Origin of the sequence: Azospirillum sp. TSH20 (genome assembly GCF_003115935.1) — a bacterium.
Classification (GTDB): Bacteria; Pseudomonadota; Alphaproteobacteria; order Azospirillales; family Azospirillaceae; genus Azospirillum.
The window spans coordinates 83,167-107,899 of sequence record NZ_LGQU01000110.1; the positions used below are offsets into that span (position 1 = coordinate 83,167).

At 67.1% G+C, this 24,733-nt stretch carries 27 protein-coding genes; 13 read left to right on the forward strand and 14 right to left on the reverse strand.

Features of this window, described 5'->3' with window-relative positions; genetic code table 11:
• Positions 1-32: 32 nt before the first annotated feature.
• The 4 genes from TSH20_RS27010 to TSH20_RS27025 form a co-directional block, all read right to left on the reverse strand.
• Positions 33-548: a DUF4399 domain-containing protein gene (locus TSH20_RS27010; RefSeq protein ID WP_109156835.1), complete on the reverse strand. Its 516-nt coding sequence runs from the start codon at positions 546-548 to the stop codon at positions 33-35.
• 92 nt (positions 549-640) lie between these two features.
• Positions 641-1,075: a DUF4399 domain-containing protein gene (locus TSH20_RS27015; RefSeq protein WP_109156834.1), complete on the reverse strand. Its 435-nt coding sequence runs from the start codon at positions 1,073-1,075 to the stop codon at positions 641-643.
• Positions 1,076-1,262: 187 nt separating this feature from the next.
• Complete coding sequence (locus TSH20_RS27020) at positions 1,263-1,601, reverse strand: hypothetical protein (RefSeq protein ID WP_109156833.1); 339 nt, start codon at positions 1,599-1,601, stop codon at positions 1,263-1,265.
• Positions 1,602-1,735: 134 nt separating this feature from the next.
• The gene (locus tag TSH20_RS27025; protein WP_109156832.1) at positions 1,736-2,143 is read right to left on the reverse strand and encodes a RidA family protein; all 408 of its coding nucleotides are present in this window, start codon (positions 2,141-2,143) and stop codon (positions 1,736-1,738) included.
• Between the two features lie 152 nt (positions 2,144-2,295).
• Between TSH20_RS27025 and TSH20_RS27030 the strand changes: the two genes are divergently transcribed.
• A complete protein-coding gene (locus TSH20_RS27030) occupies positions 2,296-2,892 on the forward strand; it encodes a TetR/AcrR family transcriptional regulator (protein ID WP_109156831.1) in 597 nt (198 codons plus the stop codon).
• Between the two features lie 5 nt (positions 2,893-2,897).
• On the opposite strand, the gene TSH20_RS27035 is transcribed toward TSH20_RS27030, so the two are convergent.
• The gene (locus tag TSH20_RS27035) at positions 2,898-3,377 is read right to left on the reverse strand and encodes an Lrp/AsnC family transcriptional regulator (protein WP_109156830.1); all 480 of its coding nucleotides are present in this window, start codon (positions 3,375-3,377) and stop codon (positions 2,898-2,900) included.
• A gap of 139 nt (positions 3,378-3,516) precedes the next feature.
• Between TSH20_RS27035 and TSH20_RS27040 the strand changes: the two genes are divergently transcribed.
• On the forward strand, positions 3,517-4,536 hold the full coding sequence (locus tag TSH20_RS27040; RefSeq protein ID WP_109156829.1) for a 1-aminocyclopropane-1-carboxylate deaminase: 1,020 nt from the start codon (positions 3,517-3,519) through the stop codon (positions 4,534-4,536).
• A gap of 178 nt (positions 4,537-4,714) precedes the next feature.
• Here TSH20_RS27040 and TSH20_RS27050 read toward each other — a convergent pair whose 3' ends face one another.
• The 7 genes from TSH20_RS27050 to TSH20_RS27080 all read right to left on the reverse strand — a co-directional run bounded on the left by TSH20_RS27050 (position 4,715) and on the right by TSH20_RS27080 (position 12,738).
• The gene (locus tag TSH20_RS27050) at positions 4,715-5,866 is read right to left on the reverse strand and encodes a M20 family metallopeptidase (RefSeq protein ID WP_109156828.1); all 1,152 of its coding nucleotides are present in this window, start codon (positions 5,864-5,866) and stop codon (positions 4,715-4,717) included.
• Positions 5,863-7,296: a M20 family metallopeptidase gene (locus TSH20_RS27055; protein WP_109156827.1), complete on the reverse strand. Its 1,434-nt coding sequence runs from the start codon at positions 7,294-7,296 to the stop codon at positions 5,863-5,865. The genes TSH20_RS27050 and TSH20_RS27055 overlap by 4 nt, the downstream gene beginning before the upstream one ends.
• 29 nt (positions 7,297-7,325) lie before the next feature.
• Complete coding sequence (locus TSH20_RS27060) at positions 7,326-8,279, reverse strand: oligopeptide/dipeptide ABC transporter ATP-binding protein (protein WP_109156826.1); 954 nt, start codon at positions 8,277-8,279, stop codon at positions 7,326-7,328.
• A 26-nt stretch (positions 8,280-8,305) separates the two neighbouring features.
• Positions 8,306-9,283 (reverse strand): ABC transporter ATP-binding protein, encoded by a 978-nt coding sequence (locus tag TSH20_RS27065; RefSeq protein ID WP_109156825.1) that lies wholly within the window; start codon positions 9,281-9,283, stop codon positions 8,306-8,308.
• Between the two features lie 5 nt (positions 9,284-9,288).
• Entirely contained in the window at positions 9,289-10,212 is a 924-nt protein-coding gene (locus TSH20_RS27070; protein ID WP_109156824.1) for an ABC transporter permease, read from the reverse strand.
• Positions 10,209-11,126, reverse strand: a complete 918-nt coding sequence (locus tag TSH20_RS27075; protein WP_109156823.1) for an ABC transporter permease — start codon at positions 11,124-11,126, stop codon at positions 10,209-10,211. The genes TSH20_RS27070 and TSH20_RS27075 overlap by 4 nt, the downstream gene beginning before the upstream one ends.
• A gap of 76 nt (positions 11,127-11,202) precedes the next feature.
• Positions 11,203-12,738, reverse strand: a complete 1,536-nt coding sequence (locus TSH20_RS27080) for an ABC transporter substrate-binding protein (RefSeq protein ID WP_247871486.1) — start codon at positions 12,736-12,738, stop codon at positions 11,203-11,205.
• Between the two features lie 180 nt (positions 12,739-12,918).
• On the opposite strand from TSH20_RS27080, the gene TSH20_RS27085 reads away from it, so the two are divergent.
• Positions 12,919-13,863, forward strand: a complete 945-nt coding sequence (locus tag TSH20_RS27085) for a LysR family transcriptional regulator (protein ID WP_109156821.1) — start codon at positions 12,919-12,921, stop codon at positions 13,861-13,863.
• 27 nt (positions 13,864-13,890) lie between these two features.
• On the opposite strand, the gene TSH20_RS27090 is transcribed toward TSH20_RS27085, so the two are convergent.
• Entirely contained in the window at positions 13,891-14,790 is a 900-nt protein-coding gene (locus TSH20_RS27090) for a LysR family transcriptional regulator (protein ID WP_109156820.1), read from the reverse strand.
• Between the two features lie 102 nt (positions 14,791-14,892).
• Between TSH20_RS27090 and TSH20_RS27095 the strand changes: the two genes are divergently transcribed.
• Positions 14,893-15,678 carry an alpha/beta hydrolase gene (locus TSH20_RS27095; RefSeq protein WP_158282070.1) on the forward strand — a complete coding sequence of 262 codons (786 nt, stop codon included), beginning with the start codon at positions 14,893-14,895 and terminating at the stop codon, positions 15,676-15,678.
• A gap of 93 nt (positions 15,679-15,771) precedes the next feature.
• Here the strand turns inward: TSH20_RS27095 and TSH20_RS27100 are convergent, their stop codons facing one another.
• Positions 15,772-16,158, reverse strand: coding sequence for a cytochrome c family protein (locus TSH20_RS27100; RefSeq protein ID WP_247871485.1), 387 nt, complete (start codon positions 16,156-16,158; stop codon positions 15,772-15,774).
• Between the two features lie 319 nt (positions 16,159-16,477).
• Between TSH20_RS27100 and TSH20_RS27105 the strand changes: the two genes are divergently transcribed.
• The 9 genes from TSH20_RS27105 to TSH20_RS27145 all read left to right on the forward strand — a co-directional run bounded on the left by TSH20_RS27105 (position 16,478) and on the right by TSH20_RS27145 (position 24,681).
• Positions 16,478-17,326 carry a LysR family transcriptional regulator gene (locus TSH20_RS27105; protein ID WP_158282071.1) on the forward strand — a complete coding sequence of 283 codons (849 nt, stop codon included), beginning with the start codon at positions 16,478-16,480 and terminating at the stop codon, positions 17,324-17,326.
• 137 nt (positions 17,327-17,463) lie between these two features.
• On the forward strand, positions 17,464-17,673 hold the full coding sequence (locus TSH20_RS27110; protein ID WP_146205408.1) for a hypothetical protein: 210 nt from the start codon (positions 17,464-17,466) through the stop codon (positions 17,671-17,673).
• 77 nt (positions 17,674-17,750) lie between these two features.
• Positions 17,751-18,695: a LysR substrate-binding domain-containing protein gene (locus tag TSH20_RS27115; RefSeq protein WP_109156816.1), complete on the forward strand. Its 945-nt coding sequence runs from the start codon at positions 17,751-17,753 to the stop codon at positions 18,693-18,695.
• A 173-nt stretch (positions 18,696-18,868) separates the two neighbouring features.
• Positions 18,869-19,894 carry a TRAP transporter substrate-binding protein DctP gene (gene dctP, locus TSH20_RS27120; protein WP_109156815.1) on the forward strand — a complete coding sequence of 342 codons (1,026 nt, stop codon included), beginning with the start codon at positions 18,869-18,871 and terminating at the stop codon, positions 19,892-19,894.
• 14 nt (positions 19,895-19,908) lie between these two features.
• Positions 19,909-20,484, forward strand: coding sequence for a TRAP transporter small permease (locus TSH20_RS27125; RefSeq protein WP_109156814.1), 576 nt, complete (start codon positions 19,909-19,911; stop codon positions 20,482-20,484).
• Entirely contained in the window at positions 20,484-21,767 is a 1,284-nt protein-coding gene (locus TSH20_RS27130; RefSeq protein ID WP_109156813.1) for a TRAP transporter large permease subunit, read from the forward strand. The genes TSH20_RS27125 and TSH20_RS27130 overlap by 1 nt, the downstream gene beginning before the upstream one ends.
• A gap of 99 nt (positions 21,768-21,866) precedes the next feature.
• Positions 21,867-22,811 (forward strand): hydroxymethylglutaryl-CoA lyase, encoded by a 945-nt coding sequence (locus tag TSH20_RS27135; protein WP_109156812.1) that lies wholly within the window; start codon positions 21,867-21,869, stop codon positions 22,809-22,811.
• The gene (locus TSH20_RS27140) at positions 22,804-24,030 is read left to right on the forward strand and encodes a CaiB/BaiF CoA-transferase family protein (protein WP_109156811.1); all 1,227 of its coding nucleotides are present in this window, start codon (positions 22,804-22,806) and stop codon (positions 24,028-24,030) included. The genes TSH20_RS27135 and TSH20_RS27140 overlap by 8 nt, the downstream gene beginning before the upstream one ends.
• 42 nt (positions 24,031-24,072) lie before the next feature.
• A complete protein-coding gene (locus tag TSH20_RS27145; RefSeq protein WP_109156810.1) occupies positions 24,073-24,681 on the forward strand; it encodes a gamma carbonic anhydrase family protein in 609 nt (202 codons plus the stop codon).
• Positions 24,682-24,733 lie beyond the last annotated feature (52 nt).

The following is a 24,733-nucleotide window of genomic DNA, read 5'->3' on the forward strand; positions in this document are numbered from 1 at the left end:
CCATGGGTTTCACGCTTTGCGGCTTCGGACCGTCACCGCTCCGACACTTGCTGGCCGCGATCGGCCCGGACCGTGATGGTGATCTTCTTCGACATGATCGGCGGGTCGTGCGGCACATGGTCGGCGTCGGCCAGGACCAGCTGCAGCGTGTGCCGTCCCGGCGGCAGTTCCAGCACCGTTTCGGTCTGGCCCTTGCCGAAATGCAGGTGCTGCTTGTCGTTGGGAATCGGTTCGTCGAAGTTCTTCAGGTCGGTGTCGACCAGCAGGTGATGGTGCCCGGTGCCGTCCTTGCGCACGCCGGCCGGCGCGACCCCGAAATTCCGCAGCCCGAACCACACCTTGAACCGCGTTCCCACCACCTCGCCGTTGTTGGGCCAGCCGATGTAGAGCCAGGCATCCTTGCGGCCGGGCGTCCGCTGCGGAGTGGCGGTGGCGTTCTGATCGGCCTTATGATCGGCACTGTGTGCGCCGGACGCTTCTTCGGCAGCCGCCGGGGTCGCCGCGCAGACCAGCGGTGCGACCGCCAGCGCAGCCCAAAGCACCGCCATCCGGGCGGCGCACGGTGCGGGACCGGTCGCAATATTTGGCAATCCTGTCTTCATGATGCCCTCCCTGGCGGACATGAACCGGATGGGACCGGTCAGCGGACGGTGATGGTCACCTTGTCCGACATCACCGGCGGGTTGTGCGGAACATGCTCGGCGTCGCCCAGCACCATCTGCAGCGTGTGGACTCCCGGCGGAAGCTCAAGCCGCGCCTCGGTCTGGCCGGCGCCGAAATGCAGGTGCTGCTTGTCGTTGGGGATCGGCTCGTCCGGGTTCGTCAGGTCGGTGTCGACCAGCAGGTGATGGTGTCCGGTGTCTGCATGGCTGATGCCGGCCGGCGCCACCCCCATGTTCTGGAGCCCCATGCGCACCCAAAGCTTCCCGCCATTGATGACCGCCCCGTTGGGAGGCCACAGGATGTAGGCACGCGCGTCTTCGGGCGCTTTCGCCCGGTCGGCCAATCCCTGCCCAGCCAGAAACAGCGGCAGAAGCAGCAGGGCGCCGACTGCGATCATGGCAGTCCGCAGCATGATGTCCCCCTGTGTTCTTCATTGCCCTTTGTCCGATGACGTCGATCTTAGTCTTCCGCCGGGAAGCAGGGTCCCCCCGAATTATTGGGTAATCCCATCCCGTTCGAAACGAAGCGGATCTGCGGCGCCTTCTTCCGAATAGGCGGAGAAATGCGGCCGCCTTCCCCATCATTGCGGCCATCGCCGCTCAGCGCCGGATCCCGAACAGCTGCTCGTTCATCGCCGCCCGGTCGGCGCCCGCCGGAGCTGCCGCCCGGCCGGGCGGCGGCAAGCCGACACCTTTCATCCCCGGCAGCCCGGCACCGACGGCCTCGCTCCGGCCGCCGCCCATCCAGGGCGGAAAGGCGCCGCCGGCACCGCTTGCGGTCGGCTGCGCGGCGCCGGCCCGGTTCGCCAGCATGGAGACGGCGGCAGCCGACAGCGGAATGCCGCCGGACTGCACCTCGAACGCGGCGGCCGGCCGGACGGCGGCGGGGATCGCCGCGAGGACGGACAGGCAAAGCATGACGGCGGCAAGGCGGCGCATCGGGCGTTTCCTCCGCGAAAAGGGCCGGAGCCGGGGAGACGCCCATCCTGCCGCAACCAACTGCCGTCCGCTGTGGCCTGCACCACAGGCAGGATCGAAAACTGATAAGCAGTCAGGCTCTCAGACAGTCACCGTCACGAGACGGACGCCCCCTCTGGAATACGGGCGATGACCTTGATTTCGAAGTCGAATCCCGCCAGCCAGGTCACCCCGACCGCTGTCCAGTTCGGATAGGGAGGATCGCCGATCACCTTTTCCCGGACCGCCATGACGGTCTCGATCTGGTTTGCCGGATCGGTGTGGAAGGTGGTGATGTCGACGATATCGCCGAAAGTGCAGCCGGCAGTCTTCAGCACATTGGTGAGATTGTCGAAGGCCAACTGAACCTGTCGTTCAAAGTCGGGTTCCGGCGATCCGTCGTCACGGCTGCCCACCTGTCCCGACACGAACAGAAGGTCGCCCGAGCGGATCGCCGCCGAATAGCGATGATTGTCATAAAGCGCATGCCGATTGGCCGGAGTGATCGCTTCGCGTTGAGCCATGGTCTTTTTCCTCTTTGCTCGCCGGACTGGCCGGCTTCGGGCTTCACACTGCGGGCGCGAGTTGATATACGCCACGTATGTGAATGCCAACACACATACGCTCCGTATGTCAACCCATATACGAGGCGTATGCGAAATCAGCGGAGAAGGCGATGGCTGGCAAGCGACGCTCTGAAATGATGGAAGAAACCCGCGCCAAGCTGATCGCGTCCGCGCGCAAGGCCTTCGCCGAAAAGGGTTTCGCCGCCGCATCGATGGATGACCTGACGGCCGAGGCCGGGCTGACGCGCGGCGCCCTGTATCACAATTTCGGCGACAAGCGCGGCCTTCTCCAGGCGGTGGTCGACCAGCTCGACGCGGAAATGGCGACGCGCGCACACGACATCGGAACCCAAGCCGGAAATGACTGGGATGGGCTGCTGGCGGAAGGCGTCGCTTATATCGAGATGGCTCTCGAACCCGAGGTCCAGCGCATCGTGCTGCTCGACGGCCCGGCCTTCCTGGGCGATCCCTCGCAATGGCCAAGCCAGAACCGCTGCCTGGAGACCACCCGGCTGGCGGTGGAGCGGCTGATCGCGCAGGGGATCGTCAGGCCTCTCGATCCCGAAGCGGCCGCCCGGCTGTTGAATGGCGCGGCATTGAACGCCGCCCTCTGGGTGGCGGCCAGCGACGATCCGCAGGATGTCCTCGCCAAGGCCGTCGAGGCATTCCGCTTCCTGGCCGAAGGACTGCTGGCGCGTTCGTCCTGACGCGCTCAGAAATCCAGCATCGCGTTGTCGATCACCTCCTTCATGACAAAGAAGGTGCGCGTCTGCCGCACGCCGGGCAGCGCGATCAGCTCCTGCCCGTGCAGGCGGTTGAAGTCCGCGATGTCGCTGACCCGGATCTTCAGGAAGAAATCGAAATCCCCGGCGACCAGATGGCAATCGAGCACGAAGGGCAGCTTGCGGATCGCCCGCTCGAACTCGGCGAAACTCTCCGGGGTCGAGCGGTCGAGTTCAACGCCGACCATCACCAGCGTGCCGCGGTCGACCTTCGCCGGCTCGATCTCGGCCCGGACGGAGCGGATGTAGCCCTCGGCGAACAGACGCTGGGTGTGGCGGTGGCAGGTGGCCGGGCTGAGATTGACCGCCGCCGCCAGATCGGCGTTGGTCATCCGGCCATCCCGTTGAAGATGCTGGAGAATCTTGCGATCCGTGGGGCTCAGTTCATCTGTGGTGACGGTTTCTCTCATTTTGCCCCGGCTTTTTGTAAAAAATGCCTTATCCAATGGCAGTTTAAAAGCATTTGGCGGCAATTCTCCAGCGAAGTTCGAGAGCACCTTTCATTCCGGCGGTGATACCGTCCCTTCACCTAGACAGTGGAGCCCCGCCATGCTGCGCCTCGATCGCTTCGAACGTTATCCGCTCACCTTCGGCCCGACTCCCATCGAACATCTGCCGCGCCTGACCGAGGCGCTCGGCGGCAAGGTCCAGATCTACGCCAAGCGCGACGACTGCAACTCGGGCCTCGCCATGGGCGGCAACAAGCTGCGCAAGCTGGAATACATCGTTCCCGACGCCATCGCGGCCGGCGCCGACACGCTGGTGTCGATCGGCGGCGTGCAGTCGAACCACACCCGCATGGTGGCGGCGACCGCGGCGAAGCTCGGCATGAAGTGCGTGGTGGTCCAGGAAAGCTGGGTCCCGCACGAGGACGCCGTCTATGACCGCGTCGGCAACATCCTGCTGACCCGCCTGATGGGCGCCGACAGCCGCATCGTTTCGGACGGCTTCGACATCGGCATCCGCAAGAGCTGGGAAGACGCCATCCAGTCGGTGAAGGATGCCGGCGGCAGGCCCTACGGCATTCCGGCCGGCGGCTCGGTCCACAAGTATGGCGGTCTCGGCTACGTCAACTTCGCCGAAGAGGTCCGCAAGCAGGAGGCCGACCTCGGCTTCAAGTTCGACTACATCGTCGTCTGCGTGGTGACCGGCTCGACCCAGGGCGGCATGATCGTCGGCTTCGCCGCCGACGACCGCGCCGACCGCGTGATCGGCATCGACGCCTCCGGCACCCCGGAGCAGACCCGCGCCCAGGTCCGCCAGATCGTCGACAACACCGCCGAACTGGTCGAACTCGGCCGCAAGGTCCGCGACGACGAGATCGTCATCCTCGAAGACTACGCCTATCCGGCCTACGGCGTACCAAGCGCCGAGACCAACGAGGCGATCCGCCTCGCCGCCCGCACCGAGGCGATGATCACCGACCCGGTCTATGAGGGCAAGTCGATGCAGGGCATGATCGACCTCGTGAAGAAGGGCTATTTCCCTGAAGGCTCGAAGGTCCTCTACGCCCACCTCGGCGGCGCCCCGGCGCTGAACGGCTACAGCTATACCTATCGCAACGGCTGAGAAGTCGAGCAATCAAAGCTCCCTCTCCCGCCCCGGGAGAGGGAAGGGGCCCATGCGGAGCATGGGAAGGGTGAGGGGTGATCCAAGGAACCATGAGGTTTGGGATTTTTGGATCACCCCTCACCCTCCCCACTTCGTGGGTCCCCTCCCTCTCCCGGGACGGGAGAGGGCGATTATTTCACCCCTCCAACCCCGCAATGGTGACCGCCAGCGCCTGGGCGCGCGGCACCAGCGTTTCGAGCCGGCACCATTCCCGCTCCGTGTGCGCCGCTCCGCCGACCGGCCCCAGCCCGCACAGCGAGGGCACGCCCAGCGCCCCGGTGAAGCCGGAGTCGGCGCAGCCGCCGGTGAACTCGCCATCGACCTCGAAACCGACCTCCGCCGCCGCCGCCTTGTAGCGGGCGAACAGATCGGCCGAATGCTGCTCCTCCAGCGGCATGAACAGGTGTCCCCGCTGATAGGACGCGCTGGTGCCCGGCACGTCTTCCGCCGCCAGGATCGCCTCCACCCGCGCCAGGATGCCGTCGAGTTGCTCGACCGAGCGGAAGCGGATGTCCAGCGCCGCCTCCGCATGGTCGGCGACGGTGTTGTGGGTCCGGCCGCCGCGGATGACGCCGACATTGGTGGTGATGCCGCTGTCATAGTCGGTCAGCGCATGCAGCGCGGTGATCTTCGCCGCCAGCGCGCCGATGGCGCTCGCCCCGTCGGCATGGTTGACGCCGGAATGCGCCGCCCGTCCGGTCACCGTGATGTCCAGCGTCAGCCCGCCCTTGCGCGCGGTGACCACATTGCCCGACACCCGCCCCGGTTCGGCGTTGAAGGCGGCCCGCGCCCCGCGCGCCACCTCCTCGATGATCTTCCGGCCTGAGGGCGAACCGATCTCCTCGTCGGCGGTGAACAGGCCGATCAGCGGAAAGCCGGTGCCGCCCGCCGCCTTCAGCGCCCGCAGCACGAAGACGTCGACGACCAGCCCGCCCTTCATGTCGGCCACCCCCGGCCCGCGCGCGGTGTCGCCGTCGCGGGTGAAGGGCCGGGCGGCGACCGTTCCCTTGGGATAGACGGTGTCGCGGTGCCCCATCACCAGCACCGGCGCTCCGCCCTCGGCACCGGGAATGTTGGCCTTCAGTACGGCGCCGTAGGTCTCGTTGGGGATGCGCGTCACGGCGATGCCGTCGGCCTCCAGCATCGCGGCCATGATGTCGCCGACCGCATCGATGCCGACGCCGTCGCGGCTGCCGGAATCGATGTCGACGATGCGCTGGAGCATGTCCTCCATCTCCGCGCGGCGGGTTGCCAGCCAGTCGCTGGCGCGTTGGGCGAGCGGGGTCATGCGCGGCGGGCCTCCTTGCGAGCGTCCCGGATGGCGGGGCCGGTCTCGCCCAGGTCCCAGAACAGCCCGGCCATCACCCGCAGGGCCTCCTCGACGACGGGGCCCAACAGGTGCTCGTCGGGCGCATGCTGGGAGCAGGCCGGGTAGGAATGCGGCACCCAGATGGTCGGCAGCCCCAGAATCTCGGAGAAGACATCGTTCGGAATCGAGCCGCCCAGGTTGGGCAACAGCGCCGGCTTCTTGCCCGTGGTCCGCGCCAGCGAGTCCAGCGCCCAGCCCACCCACGGGTCGTTGGGATCCAGGCGGGTGGCGGTGAAGGCCTCCATGCGGCTGGGCGTCACCTGCACCCGGTCGAAGCCGTTGGCGGCGAGATGGGCGCGCACGGCGTCGATCACCGTCGTCGGATCGGTGCCGACGACGAAACGCAGTTGCAGCGTCGCCTTGGCGATGCCCGGCACGGCATTGACCGGCGCGCGCGGATTGCCGGTCTCGAAGGCCAGCACCTCCAGCGCGTTCCAGCCGAACACCCGTTCCTCCGGCGTCAGGCCCGGCTCGCCCCACTCACGGTCGATCTCCGGATCGTTCGGTCCGCCGCCGACCTGAAGATCGGCGATGGCGGCCTTGACCGCCGGCGGAATGCCGGCCGGCTTCAGAGCATCCAGCCTGATCCGCCCCTGCCCGTCGATCAGCGAGGCGATGGCGTTGGCGAGGATGGTGCCGGGATTGGCGAGCAACCCGCCCCAGTTGCCTGAATGGTGGGCGCCCTTGCGCAGATCGACAGTCAGTTCGAAATTGATGGCGCCGCGCGAGCCGAGGAACACGGTCGGCCGCTCCGCGATCACCCGCGGCCCGTCCGACGCGATCAGCACGTCGGCGGAGAGATCCTCGCCATGGCTTTCGGCGAGCGCGCGCAGGCCGGGCGATCCCGCCTCCTCGCCCATCTCGATCACGAACTTGGCGTTGAAACCCAGGCTGCCGCCGCGCTCCGCCATCACCTGGGCCAGCGCCGCGATGTTGACGGAATGCTGGCCCTTGTTGTCGGCGGTGCCGCGGCCGTACCAGCGGTCGCCCTGCACCGTCACCGTCCACGGATCGATGCCGTCGCGCCAGCGTCCCTCATGGCCCGGCACCACGTCGCCATGGCCATAGATCAGCACGGTCGGCAGATGGTCGGCCTCGTGGCGCTCGGCGATCAGGAACGGCCCGCGCCCGGCGACCGGGTTCTCCACGATGGTGCCGGTGAAGCCGAGCTTGCCCAGCGACGGGATCATCTCCTCGTCCAGATAGGCATGCAGCTCCGCCCCACGGTCGGACGACTGGCTTTCCGACTTGATGGCGACACGCCGCGTCAGGTCGGCCAGGAAGGCGCCGGACGCGAAATGATGGGCGGCGCGCGCAATGGCGCCGTCACGCGATGGCTGATGGGTCATGGCGGAACTCGGGTGTGGGGGATGGGTCTTTAGGCAGCGTAATGGCAGGCGGCGACACCGTCGGCGACCGGCACGGGGCCGGGCGCCTGGGAGTGGCAGCGGTCGGTGGCGCGCGGACAGCGCGGGTGGAAGGCGCAGCCGGGCGGCGGCGCGATCGGGTTGGGGAAGGAGCCGGAAATCACCGTGTCGGGCATGCCCAACGTCGGATCGGGCGTCAGCACGCAGTCGAGCAGCGCGCGGGAATAGGGATGGCTGGCGTGGGTGAACAGCGCCTCGCGCCCGCGTTCCTCGACGATGCGGCCGAGATACATCACCGCCACACGGTCGGCGAGATGCTCGACCACCGCGAGGTTGTGGCTGATGAAGAAGTAGGTCAGGTTGAACTCGCGCTTCAGATCCATCAGCAGGTTCAGGATCTGCGCCTGCACCGACACGTCGAGCGCCGAGGTCGGCTCGTCGCAGATCAGCACGTCGGGCCGCATGACCAGCGCGCGGGCGATGGCGACGCGCTGGCGCTGCCCGCCCGACATCTGGCCGGGATAGGCGTCGATCATCCGGCGCGGCAGCCCGACCGCGTCCAGCATCTCCGCCACCGTCTTCTGCCGGCTTTCCGACGTGCCGATGCGGTGGGCGACCAGCGGCAGGGCGATCAGGTCGGCCACCGATTTGCGCGGGTTCAGCGAGGAATAGGGATCCTGGAACACCGGCTGGATGCGGCGCGCCACGTCGCGGCGGTCGGTCTTCGCGATGGGCACGCCGTCGATGCGGATCTCGCCGGAGGTCGGCTTGGTCAGCCCCAGCAGCATCTTTGCCAGCGTCGATTTGCCCGATCCGCTTTCGCCGACCAGCGCATGCACCTCGCCGCGGGCGACGCTCAGCGACACCCCGCCGACGGCGGTCAGCATCGCCCGGGGTTTGAACATCCCCTGCGGCACCGGATAGATCTTGGTGACGTTTTCGAGTTCGAGCACCGGAACGGTCATGGTCGGTCTCCGGTCAAGGAAGGCGGTCAAGCAGCGGTGGCGACGGGGTCGAGCACGCAGGCCATGCGGTGGCCGGGGCCGAGATCCCGCTCCGGAATGGCGGCGGCACAGGCGTCGGTGGCGTGGTCGCAGCGGTTGCGGAAGGCGCAGCCGGTAAGCGGGCCGATCAGGTTCGGCACCTGCCCCGGAATGGTGCCCAGCGGCTCGCCCGGCCGGGTGCGGCCGGGGACCGGGATGGCGCGCAGCAGCCCCTGGGTGTAGGGGTGGCTGGGGGCGCCGAACACCGCCTCGACCGGGCCGGTCTCGACCAGCCGGCCGGCATACATCACCGCCACCTTGGTGGCGACGCGGGCGACCACTCCCAGATCGTGGGTGACCAGGATCAGCCCCATGCCGAACTCGCGCTGGATGTCGCGCAACAGCATCAGGATCTGCGCCTGGATCGTCACGTCCAGCGCGGTGGTCGGCTCGTCGGCGATGATCAGATCCGGTTCGCACATCAGCCCCATGGCGATCATCACCCGCTGGCGCAGGCCGCCCGACAGCTGGTGCGGATATTGTCCGAGGCGGGAGGAGGCGGCGGTGATGCCGACCCGCTCCAGCAGATGGACCGCCCGCTCCCGCGCCACCGCCCGGCTGACCGGACGATGACGGCGCAGCGCCTCGATCAGCTGGTCGCCGACGGTGTAGGCCGGGTTCAGCGAGGTCATCGGCTCCTGGAAGATCATCGCCATGCGGTCGCCGCGCAGATCCTCCATCTTGCGCTGGCCGACCGCCATCAGGTCGATGCCGTCGAAGCGCATGGACCGCGCCTTGCGCACCGCCCGGGACGGCAGCAGGTCCATCAGCGCCAGCGAGGTCAGCGACTTGCCCGACCCGCTCTCGCCGACGATGGCCAGCGTCTCGCCGCGCTCCAGCGTGAAGGAGACCCCGTTGACGGCATTCAGCAGTCCGGCCTCGGTGGGGATCTCGATGGTGAGGTGATCGACGTCGAGCAGGGGCATGGCCGTCAGCTCCGGTTATCGGGGGCGGTGACGTCGCGCAGGCCGTCGCCCAGAAGGTTGATGCCCAGGACCAGCGCCACCAGCGCCACGCCGGGGATGGTGATGACCCAGGGGCTGAAGAACATGTACTGCTTGCCCTCCGAGATCATCAGGCCCCAGGACGGCAGCGGCGGCTGGACGCCAAGACCCAGGAAGGACAGCGCCGCCTCCAGCAGGATGGCATGGGCCATCTCCAGCGTGGCGACCACGATCAGCGGATTGATGATGTTGGGCAGCACTTCGGAGAACACGATCAGCCGGGTCGAGCAGCCGATGGCGCGGGCCGCCGAAACGAAATCGGCGTGGGCGATCTGCTGCGTCGTCGACCGCGCCACCACGGCGAAGCGGTCCCACAGCAGCAGCCCCAGCACGACGATGACCGTGTTCAGCGAGGTGCCGACCAGCGCCGCCACCGCCAGCGCCACCAGCACCACCGGCAGCGCCAGCCGCACGTTGATGATGTAGCCGATGACCAGATCGACCCGCCCGCCGAAGAAGCCGGCGGCGACGCCCAGCGCCGTGCCGATGGCGCCCGACAGCAGCACCGTCGCCGCGCCGATCATCAGCGAGATGCGCCCGCCATAGAGCAGCCGGGCGAAGTAATCGCGCCCCAGCTTGTCGGTGCCCAGCCAATGCTCCCAGGTCCCCTTGGCGTGCCAGATCGGCGGGATCAGCCGCTTGGAGATGTCCTGCGCATAGGGATCGTGGGCGGTGAACAGCGGCGCGCCGATGGACATCACCAGGATGACGGCGAGAATGAACGCGCCGGCCATGAAACCGGGGTGGCGCGCCGCCCGTTTGGTGAAGCGGGCCAGCGGCGACCGGCGGACCGGAACGGCGTCGAATCCGGCGGCCGTGGTGGCGGCACCTGAAGCGCTCGTGGTGCTCATGCGACGCGGATCCTTGGGTCCAGCCAGGCGTTGAGGATGTCGGCGAGGAAGGTCAGCAGGATGTAGATCGTGGCCAGCAGCATCACGATGGCCTGGACGACCGGGAAATCCTTGCGCCCGATCGCTTCCCAGGCAAGCTGCCCCAGCCCCTGCATCGAGAACACCGCCTCGACCACGATGGAGCCGCCGAGCATGAAGCCGAACTGCACCGCCGCCAGCGCCACCACCGGCACCACCGCGTTGCGCAGCGCATGCTTGAAGATCACCGTCTTTGGACGCAGGCCCTTGGCGCGTGCCGTCCGGATATAGTCGGACGCCATCACGTCCAGCATGCCGTTGCGGGTCAGCCGCATCACCGCCGGGATGGCGTACCAGCCCAATGCCACCGACGGCAGCACATAGTGGCTCCAGGTGGCGTTGCCGGACACCGGCAGCCAGCGCAGGTTCACCGAGAAGATGATGATGAGAGTCAGGCCGAGCCAGAAGGTCGGCACCGCCTGCCCCAGCGCGCAGAAGGCCAGCGTCGCACGGTCGAACCAGCTGCCGCGCTTCACGGCGGCCAGCGCCCCCAGCGGGATGGCGAAGAGCAGGGCGAGGCCGAGCGCAATGGCGCCGAGTTTCAGCGTGATCGGAATACGGCCGCCGACCAGCGACGCCACCGACTCCCGGAAATAGAAGGACTGGCCGAAATCGAACCGGACGGCGCCGGCCAGCCAATGGCCGTACTGGACGGCGAGGGGCTGGTCCAGGCCATATTCGGCCCGAACCTGCGCCACCTGTTCGGGCGACGCCTCGGGACCGGCGAGGTCGGTGGCGAGGTCGCCGGACAGATGCAGAAGCAGGAAGGCGATGACCGATACGGTCAGCACCACCGACAGCGCCACGGCGAGCCGGCGAAGCAGGAAGGCGAGCATGGCGGTCTCCTGAAAAGGAGCGTGCGGAGAGGCGCTGCGGGCCGGCTTTCAACCAGGCCGGCCCGCCGCCGCGGCCTCACTTCCAGTGAGCGGCGTAGAAGCGCGGAAGCTCGTCCGGCTGTGCGGTGAAGGCGAGGTCGGAGGTGAAGGCGTAATTGCTGGGATAGGAGAACAGCGGCAGCAGATAGGCCTTCTGCGCGATCATCGACAGCGCTTCCTTGTAGAGCTCCTTTCGCGCCGCTGCGTCGATGGTCGTATCGGCTTTTTCGAGCAGAGCCTTGACCTTGGGATCGCGGCTCATGTCGTCCTCGTTCTCCTTGAACCACACGCCGGTGAAGGCTGAGGCGTCGTTGACCGAGAAGGAGCCCCAGGTCTGGTACTCCAGCGGAACCTTGCCGGCGCGGGCGGCCTCGCGCATCGCCGCGTATTTCAGGAAGCGCAGGTTGGCGCGGATGCCGACCGCGCGCAGATAACCGATGACTGCCTCGGCATAGTCGCGCTCGCGATAGGCGTAGAGATCGGTGTCGAAGCCGTCCGGATAGCCGGCCTCGGCCAGCAGCTTCTTCGCCTTCTCCGGATTGTATTCGTAGCGCGGAACGCCGTCGTCGGTGCAGCCGGTCTGATCGATGAAGCAGGCGGAATGCATCACCCGCGCGCCCTCGCCGGCCAGATTCTTGACCATCGCCTGACGGTCGATGGCGTAAGCGACGGCCTGGCGCACCTTCTCCTTCTTCATCGGCGTGTCGGCGGCGGTGCGGCCGGCGGCGTCGAACTGCAGGAAGCCGACGCGCATCGTTTCGGCCGACAGCACGGTGATGTTCGGCACCGCCTTCAACTGGTCCGCCTGATCCTTCGGCACGCGCCAGATCCAGTCGACGCCGCCGGTCATCAACTCGGCCATGCGGGTTTCGCCGTCGGGGATGACGCGGAACTGGATCTTGCCGATGGCGGGCTGGCCGAGCGGGCTGTCTTTGAAATAGTCCTTGTACTTCTCCATCAGCACGCCCTTGCCGTTCTCCACCGCGGTGACGCGGTAGGGGCCGGTGCCGATGGGCGCCCTGGAGAAGCCGTCCAGCCCGACCTTCTTGAAATAGGCGGCGGGATAGATCGGCGTCGGGCCGGACAGATATTCCAGCGCCGCCGGGAACGGGCCCTTCAGACGGACGCGCACCGTGTAGTCGTCGATCTTGTCGGCCCCGGCCATCCATTCGACGTTCTGCTTGGTCACCACCTTCGCTTCCGGCGTCAGCACGTAATTGAAAGTGAAAACCACGTCGTCGGCGGTGAAGGGCGAGCCGTCCTGAAAGGTCACGCCCTTGCGCAGGGAAAGTTCCAGCGTGACCGGATCGACCCATTTCCACGCGGTCGCCAGCTCCGGCTCATACTCGCCGGTCTTGGGATTCCGGTGGACCAGCGTGTCCCACACGAGATGGGCGATGATGACGCCTTCGCGCAGATTGTTGTGATAGGGGCTGATGTTCTCCGGCTCGCTGTCGGAAGCGTAGACCAGCGTGTCGTTCGCCTTGTTGGCAAGGGCCACCGAAGGCAGGGCCAGGGCCGCGACCGCCGCAGCTGCGAACATCATCGACTTACCGTACGCAAAGGGCGCCATGTCCGAACTCCGTCCAAGAGGGTCCATTTGCACGAAAGTTAGCCATGACACGGTATTGTGCAGACTGGCATGCCGCAATTATAATAGTTGGAAGTTCCCGTTGCCGGTCCGGCAATGGTATAGTTGACTGTCTTGATTTTCCGTCAGCTTAGCAAACCGGCGCCGGCCAGGGGAACCGCCATGAACGCCACCGCGCTCCGTTATTTCCTTGAGGTCGCCCGCACCGGCTCGATCGCCGACGCCTCGGCGCGGCTGCATGTCGCCTCCTCCGCCATCAGCCGGCAGATCGCCCATCTCGAAGCCGATCTCGGCGTCGAATTGTTCGAACGCCGGCCGCGCGGCATGGTGCCGAGCTATGCCGGCGACCTGCTCGCCCGCCATGCCCAACGGGTGTTCCTCGAGGAAGAAGCCATCGTGACCGAGCTGAAGCGGTTGCGCGGGCTGGCCAGCGGACGGGTGCGTGTCGCCGCGACCGAGGGGTTCGGCATGAGCCTGATCCCGGCGGCCATCCGCAGCTTCCGCGACCGCCATCCCGGCATCCGCATCGAACTGCGCATCGTCGCGCCGGCCGCCGTCACCCGCATGGTGCGGGAGGGGGAGGTCGATATCGGCGCCACCTTCTCCTTCGCCCCCGAACCGGGGGTCAGGGCGATGGGGGAAGGCCGCGCGCCGGTCCTGGCGGTGATGGCGAGGGACCACCCGCTGGCTGGCCGGCCAGTCCTGTCGCTGGCCCAGTTGGCCCGTGAATCGATCGCGCTGCCGGAAAAGGACACGACGGTGCGGCAACTGTTCGACATCGCCTGCGGACTGGCCGGGGTGGTGATCGAACCGGTGCTGGTTTCAAACTACATCGCCGGGCTGTGGGCCTTCGCCGCGGAAGGCGGCGGCATCACCATCGCCAGCCCCTTCACCGTCCATGCCAGCACGGTCGGCCATCCGGTGGCGTCGGTCCCGATCGACTCGCCCACCCTCGACCAGCGCTACTATCAGATCCAGACCATGCTCGGCCGCCATCTGCCGGAGGCGGTGTATGCCTTCGCAACGCATTTAACCGGCATCATCAAGCGCATGGACCGCGGCGCCGAACCGCCGCTGCCATCCGCCGGGCAGGAGGAGCTGTCTTAGCGGGAGCGGGAACTTCCGTCGATGCCGTCACGATGCCCCGACCCACTCGGCGACGACGTCGATGAAACTCCGGACCGTCGCCGGCATCAGAGTGCGATGGGGAATGATCGCGTGCAGCGGCAGCGTCCGTGCCGACCAGTCCGGAAGGACGTGAACCAGCCGGCCTTCGGCGATGTGTTCCATGACGAGGAAGGACGGCGCCAGAACCAATCCCTGTCCCAGCAGCGCGAGCGTGACGAGGAAGCCGGCGTCCGTTGCCCGAAGCTGCGCTTCGAACGCAACCTGGACCCGATGTCCTGCGGCGTCGGACAGCACAAATCGCTCCGGAGTCGCGGTCTGCATATAGGCGAGAATCCTGTGCTCCCGCAGATCCTCCGGATGCTCCGGTGACTTGCGGGACCTGAAATAGCCCGGCGCACCGGCCAGGATCAGCGGAAAGCTGCCCAGGCGCTTGGCGATCATCGCGGTGTCCGGCAGCGTTCCGAGACGCAAGGCGACGTCGAACCCTTCGCCGAGCAGATCGGTCTCCCGTTCACTGAGATCCAGCGTCAGGGTGACGCCCGGAAAACGGCGCATGTAATCGGCCACCGCCGGCCCCAGCACCGCATTGGAAAAGGCAAGCGGCGCCGCCACCCGCAATAGACCGCGCGGTTCGGCCTGCCGGGTTCCGGCATCGGCTTCGGCCAGGGCGATTTCATCGAGGATCGCCACGCAGCGATGAAAATAGGCCTGACCCGCCTCCGTCAAACTCAGTTTGCGCGTGGATCGGTTGACCAGCCGGACTCCCAGCCGCTCTTCCAGTGCCTTGAGATGCCGTCCGGCCATTTCAGCCGACATGCCATTCCGGCGCGCCGCGGCGGCCAGGCTGCCCTCTTCGACGGCATGGCGGAACACGGTCATGCCGGTCAGGGTATCCAGCGCCATCATCCACTCCCGGTTCGGAATGAATCCATTTCCCGCCTGATTATCACGGCTCCGTTCGGCGGCTAAATCAAAACCAGCGCAACACGCATGTCATGGAGCTTGGCAATGTCCAAAAACATCGAAACGACCGGGGCGGTCATCCACGTTCTGGACGACGGGCAGGGAGACACGGCACTGGTGTTTCTGCATTACTGGGGCGGGTCCGCCCGCACTTGGCGCCATGTCGTCGCACAATTGAAGGACCGGGCACGCTGCGTCAGCCTGGATCTGCGCGGCTGGGGCCAGTCCGTCGCCCTGGACGGGCGCTATGACCTCGATGCGATGGCCGGCGACGTGTCGGAGGTCATCGCGAAGATGGGGCTGACCCGCTGCATTCTCGTGGGCCATTCCATGGGCGGCAAGGTTGCCCAGATCGTGGCCGCGAAGGGCGCCAGCGCGCTTGCGGGGCTGGTCCTGATCGCCCCCTCTCCGCCGACCGGAATGCCCGTGCCGGCCGGGATGCGCGAGGCGATGCTCGCCTCCTATCAGAACGCGGAGGGCGTGAATGAGGCGCTGAAAATCCTCAGCCACCGTCAACTTCCGGAGGAGGACAGGCGGCAGGTGGTCGAGGATACGCTGCGGGGGGCGGCGGGCGCCAAACGGGAATGGACGACGGCCGGCATGCTCGCCCGCCTCGACGGAGTTGCGGGCATCGGCATCCCGACACTGATCGCGGTGGGCGATTGCGACCATGTCAAGCGCGCCGACAGCCTCCGGGAGATCTACGGCGAAATCCTGCCCGCGGCAGAGTTCCGCATCCTCCCCGGCGTTGGCCACCTGTCGCCGCTGGAAGCCCCCGCCGACATCGCCGAAGCCTGTTCAAACCTGCTGTCGGCAATCGCCGCCGGTTGATCCACCCGATCATCCGAAAAACGCAAAAGGCACCGGACGCGATCCCGCCATGGGCCGCATCCGGTGCCTCCCGTCAATCGGGTCGACCTGACCTCAGTTGGACTCGCTCTTCAGGTAGGCGATCACGTCAGCGCGCTTGGCGTCATCCTTGATGCCGGCGAAGGCCATCTTGTTGCCGGGGATGGTCGCCTTGGGATCCTTCAGATATTCGTTCAGCTTTGCCTCGTCCCAGGTGATGCCGGAATCCTTCATCGCCGCCGAATAGCTGAAGCCGTCGTGGGTGCCCGCCTTGCGGCCGACGACGCCGTGCAGGTTGGGGCCGACACGGTTGGGGCCGCCGGCCTCGATCGTGTGGCAGGCCTTGCAGACGTTGAACCCCGTCTTGCCCGCCGCGGCGTCACCGTCCGCGGCCTGCGCGGCAACGGTACCACCGGAGATGAGAAGGACGGACGCCAACAGAATATTGCGGATGACGGACACAGCGGAACTCCCATTTCTCAACGTTACCTCCGGATGTCCGGAGAGGTCGGCCGGATAACTTCCGGCTGGCGAAGCGGAGGCTACTGGCGGTCGGAAAAGCCAGAAAGCGAATTTAACCGATGGCTATTATCGGTTTTCCCGATACCATTTCCTCCCATTAGGGGATCCGCCGGTCGCGGCCGCACCCAGCGGATGCGACGAATCGTCTCACACCGTCAGGTCGCGATCAAGCTGTCGATGCTTTAGGTCTGGTCCCAAGGAACCGGCGGGCGACCGGACGCGAAGGCCGGCAGTCAGGTGAGGTGTCATGGATACGGAAATGGCGCGGACATTTCTGGAGGTCACGGCGGCGGGCAGCTTCATGGCTGCGGCCGACCGGCTTCACGTCACGCAGTCAACGGTCAGCACGCGGATTCAGCAGTTGGAACAGCAGCTTGGCTGCCGGCTATTCGTGCGCAACAAGACCGGCGCCACGCTGACCACCGCCGGCCTGCGCTTCCAGCGCCATGCCGTCGCCATCCTCCGCCTGTGGGAACAGGCGCGCCAGGAAGCCACCCTGCCCGCCGGCCACAAGGCGCTTCTGCGCATCGGCAGCGAGGCCGGTTTGTGGAACCGCCTGCTCTACCGCTGGATCCCCTGGATGCGGCGAAACGCCAACGAGATCGCGCTCCGCTGCGACGTCGGCCTGCCGAGCGGGCTGTTGCAGGGGCTTCAGGACGGGACTCTGGACGTCGCCGTCCTCTATTCGCCGCGCGCCCTGCCCGGCCTGTCGATCCGCCTGCTGATCGAGGAGGAACTGGTTCTCTTCCGGATGCCGGCGGTCGACGACTATTCGGAGGAGCCCTACGTCCACATCGACTGGGGCGACGATTTCCGCCGCAATGTGCGCCTGCACCGGCCCGAAGACGTACGGTCGGCACCGGTGTCGATCGGCGTCGGGACGCTGGGGCTCGATTATGTCAAGCAATGCGGCGGCACCGGCCATTTCCCCCGCCAGCTCGTCCAGCCGCTGATCGACGCCGGCAAGGGCGAAATCCTGCCGGAAGCCCGCCCATTGAGCCTTCCCATCTATGCCGCCTACCCGACCGACGCCGACGAGGCCATCATCGACCCGGCACTCACCGGGCTGAAGACCATTCTGGCCGCTCCCGCAGAGGTCCGTGGTTGAATTGAAGAACCCGATATGAACCATCGGTTAATTTCGCTTTTTCCGATGGATGCCGCTGCCTAGGATCGGCGTCGCCGGGCTCTTGCCGGCCCGCGCACCCAACCATCAACAAGGGTTCCGATCCTATGACCATGCAAATGGCACAGCCTGCGCTGCCGGCAGACGAAGACACCAGGGCGCAGGCGAATTCCAGCCGGCTCGAGTCCCCCTACATCGTGTTCCCGGCGCTCATCCTGCTGCTCATCATGCCGCTGGGGATCGTCTTCCATCCGGCCTGGCTGGCGACGCTGGCCGAAGTGGGCGTGGTGGTGATGTTCATCGCCATCTTCCGCATGATGCGCATGTGACCTGAGCACCGGCTGCCGGCCCGTCTGCGGCCGATATTCCGCTTTGTCCGGCACCGGGGCCTGTGGGACAAAGCCGCATGTCGATCAAGCTGGACTTCCGCCGCCTCCGCTATTTCGTCGCCGTCTGCGAACTCGGCAGCTTCTCCAAGGCCAGCGAGTTCCTGAACGTCGCGCAATCGGCGCTCAGCCAGCATGTGGCGACGCTGGAAGGCGATCTGGGTGTCCAGCTCCTGCTGCGTCAGCCGCGCGGCGTCAGCCGGACCGAGGCGGGCGACCGGCTGTTCGCCCATGCGCGCGGCGTTCTGCACGCGCTGGAACAGGCGGAGCTGGACGTGCTGTCGCTGTCGCGGGCGGTGGTGGGGCCGGTGATGGTCGGCTTCAACTACACGGCGATGGAGGCCATCGGCCTGCCCTTCATCCGCCGCGTCGCCTCCACCCTGACCGAGGTCAAGCTGCGCGTGATCGAGGCGCACAGCGAGATCATGCATCAATGGATGCTGTCCGGTCAGGCCGACCTCGCCCTCACCCTGGTGCCGCCCAACGACGACCGGCTGGAGGGCGTGCCGCTGCTGGACGAGGAGTTGGTCTGCCTCGGCACCCGCGCCATGATCGGCGACGGCGGCCCCATCGATCTGGCCGAGGTGCTGCGCCTGCCGCTGATCATGCCCGGCCGCACCGCCGTGCTGCAGGCGCTGGCCAGCGATGCCGAGGTGCGCAACGCCATCGCCGCCAAGGTCTATCTGGAAATCGAATCCGCCGTGCCGCTGAAACGCGCGGTCAGCGCCGGGCTGGGCGTGACGGTGCAGTCGGCGGCGCTGGCCGGCGACGAGATCGCCTGCGGCGAGCTGGTGGCGCGGCCGGTGGTGAACCCGTCGATGGGCCGCACGCTCTATCTGGTGTCCTCGCGCATGAAGACCGCCTCCCGCGCCGTGGTCGAGGCCCGGCGCCTGATGATCGACGTGGTGCGCGAGGCGCATGCAACCGGCCGCTGGCCCGGCCGGCTGCGCGACACCCTTCTTTGAAGCGAGATATCTCGAAACCAGATAGCTCGCTTCTTTTCTTTGTATTTTACGACCTTCCCTCCCCCGTGCTGTTCTGTTTTGCAGACGAACAATTCGAAGGCCCGCAGTTGAATGGGCCCGGCGTTTCAATCCCTTGAACCGCCGCAACGAACCACCGGAGGGAGGTGCAGGACATGACGCCCAACAAGACGTCCACCCGTTTCAAGACCATGCTGGCGCTGCTCGCCACCGCGTCCGCCACGGCTCTGCTGGCAGTGCCGACGGATGCCGAGGCCGCGACGCGGATGCGCTGCAGCCACCAGCTGCCGCCGGCCCACCACATCTCGAAGGTCGTCGAGCGCTGGGCGGCGGAGGTGAAGACGCTGTCGGACGGCGATCTCGACGTCCAGGTGTTCGGCTCCGACAGCCTGATCAAGGCCAACGAGAACATCCTGGCCGTCGCCAAGGGCGACATCGAATGCGCCTTCTCGCTGAATTTCCAGTGGGGCAAGACCCTGCCGCTGATGAACGTCACGGTCGGCCCCTACACCATGTCCTCCATCGAGGCGTGGAAGAAGTGGCCGACCTCCGAAGCGGCGGCCTTCCTTGAGGAACGCCTGCTGAAGAAAGGCGTGAAGAACATCGTCTGGATGTTCCAGACCAACACCAGCGTCTTCACCTCCAAGGGCAAGCCGCTGCTTAAGCCGGAAGATTTCCAGGGTCTGAAGATGCGCGGCCTCGGCCCGGCCTTCGACCGCGGTCTGAAGGCGATGGGCGCCACCCCGGTGGCGATTCCCGGCAGCGAGGTTTATCAGGCGTTAGCGACCGGCGTCATCGACGCCGCCATCACCGACGTCGCCGCCGCTTGGTCGCGCAAATATTATGAAGTGCAGGACCACATGACGGTGGTGCCGGTGCTGGCCGCCTATCTGCACGGCTACGTCAATCCCGGCTGGTACAACAAGCTGTCCGACAAGAACAAGGCCGCGCTGAAGAAGGCCGGCGAGGATGCCGCCATCTGGGCGATCGAAGCCTCGCAGGAGGCCGCGGCCAACGCCCCGGCGGAGCTGGAATCGAAGGGGGTCAAGGTCCACATCGCGACCCCTGAGGAAAATGCCGCCTTCAAGGCCGCCATGGCGCCCGCCTTCGCCGAGGGCTTCGCCGACGAGACCGGCGCCGACGGCCGCAAGCTGCTGGAACTCGTCAACAAGCTCCAGTGAAGAGGGGACCGGCCATGAGCAGCATGTCCACCCCCGACGCCGTCACCCCTGCACGCGAAAAGGGCGCGTCCCACACCGCGCTCCGCCTGCTGACCGGCACCGCATCGGTCCTGTCGCGTATCGGCGGTGCGCTGAGCGTCCTGCTGATCGTCGTCGTGCTGGCCCTGACCACTGCGGGGGTCTTCACCCGCTATGTCCTGGGCCAGCCGCTGGAAGGTGTCGACGAGGCCTGCGGCTTCATGGTCGTCGCCATGGTGATGGCCGGCGCGGCGGAGGCGCTGCGCACCGGCCACCACATCCGCATCGACCTGATCATGGGGCTCGTCGGTCCGCGCGGCCGGCGCTGGCTGGACGCCTGGGCCAATCTGGCGGTGCTGGTCTTCGCCGTGCTGCTGGCCCGCACCGGCTGGGAAACGGCGATGTTCTCCTACGACTTCGACGCCTTCTCGCCGGGCCAGCTGGAGCTGCCGCTGTGGATCCCGCAGGCGACGCTTCCCGTCGGCGCCGCGCTGCTTGGCATCGTCGCCTTCGCCAAGCTGCTCGCCGCGCTTGCGGGGGACGGCACCGACGAACAGAGCGGAGGCCACTGATGACGTTCCTGATCCTGGGCCTGCTGCTGCTCCTGCTGTTCAGCGGCATGCCGATCTTCGCCGCGCTCTCCCTCACCTCGCTCGGCGTGCTGGCCCTGTTCGAAGGCAGCATCGACAGCATGGCCGACGCGGTGTTCTCCAGCCTGAACAACCCGCTGCTCGCCACCATCCCGATGTTCGCCTTCATGGCGCACATCATGATCAAGGCCAAGGTGGTCGACGACCTCTATGAGATGTCGAACACGCTGGTCGGGCATATCAAGGGCGGGCTCAGCTTCGCCACCATCCTGTCCTGCACCATCTTCTCGACCATCTCCGGTTCGTCGGTGGCGACCGCGCTGACCATCGGCTCGATCTCCATCCCGCAGATGAAGCGCTACGGCTACCGCCAGCGCGACACCTACGGGCTGATCGCCGCCGGCGGCACGCTGGGCATCCTGATCCCACCGTCGGGGCCGATGATCCTCTACGCCATCGTCACCGACGCCTCGATCGGCGCCCTGTTCCTCGCCGGCATCATCCCCGGTCTGCTGATGGCGGTGCTATTCGCCGGCTACAGCTGGCTGCAGGCCAAGCGGCAGGACAGTGTGCAGGCGCAGCCCTGGCCCGGCTTCGGCACCGTCGTCGCCGCCTTCCGCAAGTCGATCTGGGCGGTGATGATGCCGCCGCTGATCCTGGGCGGCATCTATCTCGGCGTCTTCACGCCGGGCGAGGCGGCGGCGGTCGGCGCGGTCTATGCGCTGGCGGTGGCTCTGCTGGTCTATCGCAACGTCTCGGTCGCCGACCTGCTGGATTGCGGCGTGCAGACGATGCGGACCAGCGTCATGCTGTTCATGATCATCGCCGCCGCCGGCATGTTCGGCCACGCCATCACCATCATCCGCCTGCCGGCCCAGATCATGGAGACGGTGGCGGCACTGGGCCTGTCGCAGAGCGGCTTCATCCTGGCGGTGATGCTGGCGATCTTCATCCTCGGCATGTTCCTGGAAACCATCGCCATCATCCTGATCACCACGCCGATCATCCTGCCGGTGATGACGGCGCTGGGCATCAACCCGATCTGGTACGGCGTGATGCTGATGGTCAACCTGGAACTGGCGCTGATCACCCCGCCGGTCGGCATGAACCTGTTCGTCATCAAGGGCATCACCAGCTCCTCCCTGGCCGAGGTGACGCGCGGCGCCCTGCCCTATGTCCTGCTGATGATGGCCGGCCTCTTCATCATCTGGCTGGTCCCGTCCCTGTCGCTCTGGCTGCCGCAAGCCGCCGGCTTCGGAACGTGATCGCCGGCTTCGGCATCTGACCGCCCCTTAGACCTTTCCTCTTCCCGTTTCCACCGGATGCGCCCCTTCCCCGGCGCATCCGAACGGAGGATTCTTGCCATGACGAAATCCCCGGTGACCATTGTCGAGGTCGGCCTGCGCGACGGGCTCCAGATCCTCGACCGCGTCATGCCGACCGCCGACAAGCTGCGCTGGCTGGAGGCCGAACACCGCGCCGGCGTCCGCCGCTTCGAGGCCGCCTCCTTCGTCCCGCCCAGGCTGCTGCCCCAGATGGCCGATGCGGCCGAGGTGGTGGCCGGCGCCCGCAAGCTGCCCGGCATCGTCGTCCACACGCTGGCCCCCAATCTGAAGGGTGCCGTGGCGGCACTCGCCGCCGGCTCCGACGTCATCGTCCTGCCGCTGTCGGCCAGCGAGGCGCACAGCCGCGCCAACATCCGCAAGACCCGCGAGGAGTCGGTGGAGGAACTGGCCCGCGTCTGCCGCGCCCGTGACGAGAGCATTCGGGAAGGCAACCACAGGACCCGCATCGACGCCGGCATCTCCACCGCCTTCGGCTGCACCATCCAGGGCGAGGTGCCGGAGGATGACGTGGTCCGCCTCGCCGAAGCCTGCCTGGAGGCCGGGGCCGACCGCGTGGCGCTGGCCGATACCGTTGGTTACGCAAATCCGGCGCAGGTCCGCCGCCTCTACAAGCGGGTGAAGGACATCGCCGGCGACCGGCTGCAGAGCGCCCATTTCCACGACACCCGCGGTCTCGGCCTCGCCAACTGCCTTGCCGTTCTGGACATCGGCATCCGCGAGTTCGACGCTTCGCTCGGCGGGCTGGGCGGCTGCCCGCACGCCCCCGGCGCCAGCGGCAACGTCGCGACCGAGGATCTGGCCTTCATGCTGGAGTCGATGGGCTTCGACACCGGCGTCGACCTGGATGCCCTGATCGAAGCGCAGCGCCTGCTCGCCACCCTTCTTCCCGGCCAGACGCTGCATGGCAAGATCGCCGCCACCGGCCTGCCGAAGCATTTCCACCGGAGCCCCGTCCATGCCTGACAGCAATCCCGTCCTGCCCTTGGCCGGCATCCGCGTCGTCGAATTCTCCCACATGGTGATGGGGCCGACCTGCGGCATGATCCTGGGCGACCTCGGCGCCGACGTCATCAAGGTGGAGCCGGTGACCGGCGACAAGACGCGCGCCTTGCCGGGGGCGGCAGCCGGCTTCTTCCGCACCTTCAACCGCAACAAGCAGTCGCTGGCCGTCGACCTGAACAGCCCCGACGGGTTGGCCGCCGTCCACAGGCTGGTCGAGACCGCCGACGTGGTGCTGGAGAATTTCCGCCCCGGCCTGATGGCGAAATATGGCCTCGACTATGCCAGCCTTGCCGCGCGCAACCCGCGCATCATCAACCTGTCGCTGAAGGGCTTCCTGCCCGGCCCCTATGAAAAGCGCACGGCGCTGGACGAGGTGGTGCAGATGATGGCCGGCCTCGCCTACATGACCGGTCCGACCGGCCGGCCGCTGCGCGCCGGCAGTTCGGTCAACGACATCATGGGCGGCATGTTCGGGGTGATCGGCATCATGGCGGCGCTGCGCACCCGCGAGGCCACCGGCCGCGGCCAGGACATCCAGTCCGGCCTGTACGAGACCTGCGTCCTGCTGTCGGCCCAGCACATGCAGCAGTTCGCCGTGACCGGCGAGGCGCCGCCCCCCTTCCCGGAGCGCATCGCCGCCTTCAGCGTCTACGACACCTTCGAGGTGAAGGACGGCGAGCAGATCTTCCTCGGCGTGGTCAGCGACGTGCAGTGGCGGACCTTCTGCGCCGCCTTCGGTTTCGATGACCTGCTGGCCGACCCCAGGCTGGACGGCAACACCAAACGCTGCGAAGCCCGCGACTGGATGCTGCCGGAAATCCGCCGCCGGCTGACCGCCTACAGCAAGGCCGAAATATCCTGCCTGTTCGAGCGCAACGGCCTGCCCTACGCCCCGATCAACCGGCCGGAGGAGCTGTTCGACGACCCCCACCTGAACCAGAGCGGCGGCCTCGCCGCCATCACCACCGAAACCGGCGGTGAGACCCGCGTGCCGCTGCTGCCGCTGACGCTGGACGGCCGCCGGCTGGAACCGCGCATGGCACTGCCGCCGGTGGGTGCGCAGAGCGCGACGCTGCTGGGCGAACTGGGCTACACTCCGGACGAGATCGACCGGCTGCTCACCGCCGGGGTGGTCGCCGTTCCGAAGACCGAGAAGGAGACGGAACGGCTCGCCTCCTGACCGGCGCAAAAGCGCGGCAGGACCCAACAAGGACAAAAACGAATGACCACCGAGAGCGCAACCGAAGCGAAGTTCGAAACGGGAGAGTCCCTGCTCGCCCGCCACCCCGGCGCCATCATCCAGCCCGTCCGCGGCGTGTGGCCGCGCATCGCCGCCGACGCTTACATCGCCCCCGGCGCGGTGGTGGTCGGCGACGTCACAATCGGGGCGGAGGCCAGCGTCTGGTACGGCTGCGTCCTGCGCGGCGACGACCACAGCATCACGGTGGGGCCGCGCACCAACATCCAGGACGGCACCATCATCCACGTCATGCTGAACGACTATCCCACCATCATCGGCGCCGACGTGGTGATCGGCCATGGCGTGCGGATGCATGGCTGCACGCTGGAGGACGGCTGCCTGATCGGCATCGGCTCCATCGTACTGGACGGGGCGGTGGTGGAAAGCGGTGCCATGCTGGCCGCCGGTGCGGTGCTGACCCCGCGCAAGCGCGTCCCCGCCCGCCAGCTCTGGGCCGGCAGCCCGGCGAAGCACCTGCGCGACGTCACCGACGCGGAGGTGGAGTTCATCGCCTTCGACGTCCGCCATTACGCCAGCCTTGCACGTGCAGCATCGAGCCGCGGGCAACTCGATCTCGGCGCGGAGATTTAACCGAGAAGGGTATCGACAATACGGGTCGGTATGGGTTCAGTACCGGAATGCG

Bases quoted from the DNA above. Each gene is read 5' to 3' on its own strand.
- TSH20_RS27010 (WP_109156835.1), bottom strand. From the start codon at position 548: ATGGCGGTGCTTTGGGCTGCGCTGGCGGTCGCACCGCTGGTCTGCGCG.
- TSH20_RS27015 (WP_109156834.1), bottom strand. From the start codon at position 1,075: ATGCTGCGGACTGCCATGATCGCAGTCGGCGCCCTGCTGCTTCTGCCG.
- TSH20_RS27020 (WP_109156833.1), bottom strand. From the start codon at position 1,601: ATGCGCCGCCTTGCCGCCGTCATGCTTTGCCTGTCCGTCCTCGCGGCG.
- TSH20_RS27025 (WP_109156832.1), bottom strand. From the start codon at position 2,143: ATGGCTCAACGCGAAGCGATCACTCCGGCCAATCGGCATGCGCTTTAT.
- TSH20_RS27030 (WP_109156831.1), top strand. From the start codon at position 2,296: ATGGCTGGCAAGCGACGCTCTGAAATGATGGAAGAAACCCGCGCCAAG.
- TSH20_RS27035 (WP_109156830.1), bottom strand. From the start codon at position 3,377: ATGAGAGAAACCGTCACCACAGATGAACTGAGCCCCACGGATCGCAAG.
- TSH20_RS27040 (WP_109156829.1), top strand. From the start codon at position 3,517: ATGCTGCGCCTCGATCGCTTCGAACGTTATCCGCTCACCTTCGGCCCG.
- TSH20_RS27050 (WP_109156828.1), bottom strand. From the start codon at position 5,866: ATGACCCCGCTCGCCCAACGCGCCAGCGACTGGCTGGCAACCCGCCGC.
- TSH20_RS27055 (WP_109156827.1), bottom strand. From the start codon at position 7,296: ATGACCCATCAGCCATCGCGTGACGGCGCCATTGCGCGCGCCGCCCAT.
- TSH20_RS27060 (WP_109156826.1), bottom strand. From the start codon at position 8,279: ATGACCGTTCCGGTGCTCGAACTCGAAAACGTCACCAAGATCTATCCG.
- TSH20_RS27065 (WP_109156825.1), bottom strand. From the start codon at position 9,283: ATGCCCCTGCTCGACGTCGATCACCTCACCATCGAGATCCCCACCGAG.
- TSH20_RS27070 (WP_109156824.1), bottom strand. From the start codon at position 10,212: ATGAGCACCACGAGCGCTTCAGGTGCCGCCACCACGGCCGCCGGATTC.
- TSH20_RS27075 (WP_109156823.1), bottom strand. From the start codon at position 11,126: ATGCTCGCCTTCCTGCTTCGCCGGCTCGCCGTGGCGCTGTCGGTGGTG.
- TSH20_RS27080 (WP_247871486.1), bottom strand. From the start codon at position 12,738: ATGGCGCCCTTTGCGTACGGTAAGTCGATGATGTTCGCAGCTGCGGCG.
- TSH20_RS27085 (WP_109156821.1), top strand. From the start codon at position 12,919: ATGAACGCCACCGCGCTCCGTTATTTCCTTGAGGTCGCCCGCACCGGC.
- TSH20_RS27090 (WP_109156820.1), bottom strand. From the start codon at position 14,790: ATGATGGCGCTGGATACCCTGACCGGCATGACCGTGTTCCGCCATGCC.
- TSH20_RS27095 (WP_158282070.1), top strand. From the start codon at position 14,893: ATGTCCAAAAACATCGAAACGACCGGGGCGGTCATCCACGTTCTGGAC.
- TSH20_RS27105 (WP_158282071.1), top strand. From the start codon at position 16,478: ATGGCGCGGACATTTCTGGAGGTCACGGCGGCGGGCAGCTTCATGGCT.
- TSH20_RS27110 (WP_146205408.1), top strand. From the start codon at position 17,464: ATGGCACAGCCTGCGCTGCCGGCAGACGAAGACACCAGGGCGCAGGCG.
- TSH20_RS27115 (WP_109156816.1), top strand. From the start codon at position 17,751: ATGTCGATCAAGCTGGACTTCCGCCGCCTCCGCTATTTCGTCGCCGTC.
- dctP (WP_109156815.1), top strand. From the start codon at position 18,869: ATGACGCCCAACAAGACGTCCACCCGTTTCAAGACCATGCTGGCGCTG.
- TSH20_RS27125 (WP_109156814.1), top strand. From the start codon at position 19,909: ATGAGCAGCATGTCCACCCCCGACGCCGTCACCCCTGCACGCGAAAAG.
- TSH20_RS27130 (WP_109156813.1), top strand. From the start codon at position 20,484: ATGACGTTCCTGATCCTGGGCCTGCTGCTGCTCCTGCTGTTCAGCGGC.
- TSH20_RS27135 (WP_109156812.1), top strand. From the start codon at position 21,867: ATGACGAAATCCCCGGTGACCATTGTCGAGGTCGGCCTGCGCGACGGG.
- TSH20_RS27140 (WP_109156811.1), top strand. From the start codon at position 22,804: ATGCCTGACAGCAATCCCGTCCTGCCCTTGGCCGGCATCCGCGTCGTC.
- TSH20_RS27145 (WP_109156810.1), top strand. From the start codon at position 24,073: ATGACCACCGAGAGCGCAACCGAAGCGAAGTTCGAAACGGGAGAGTCC.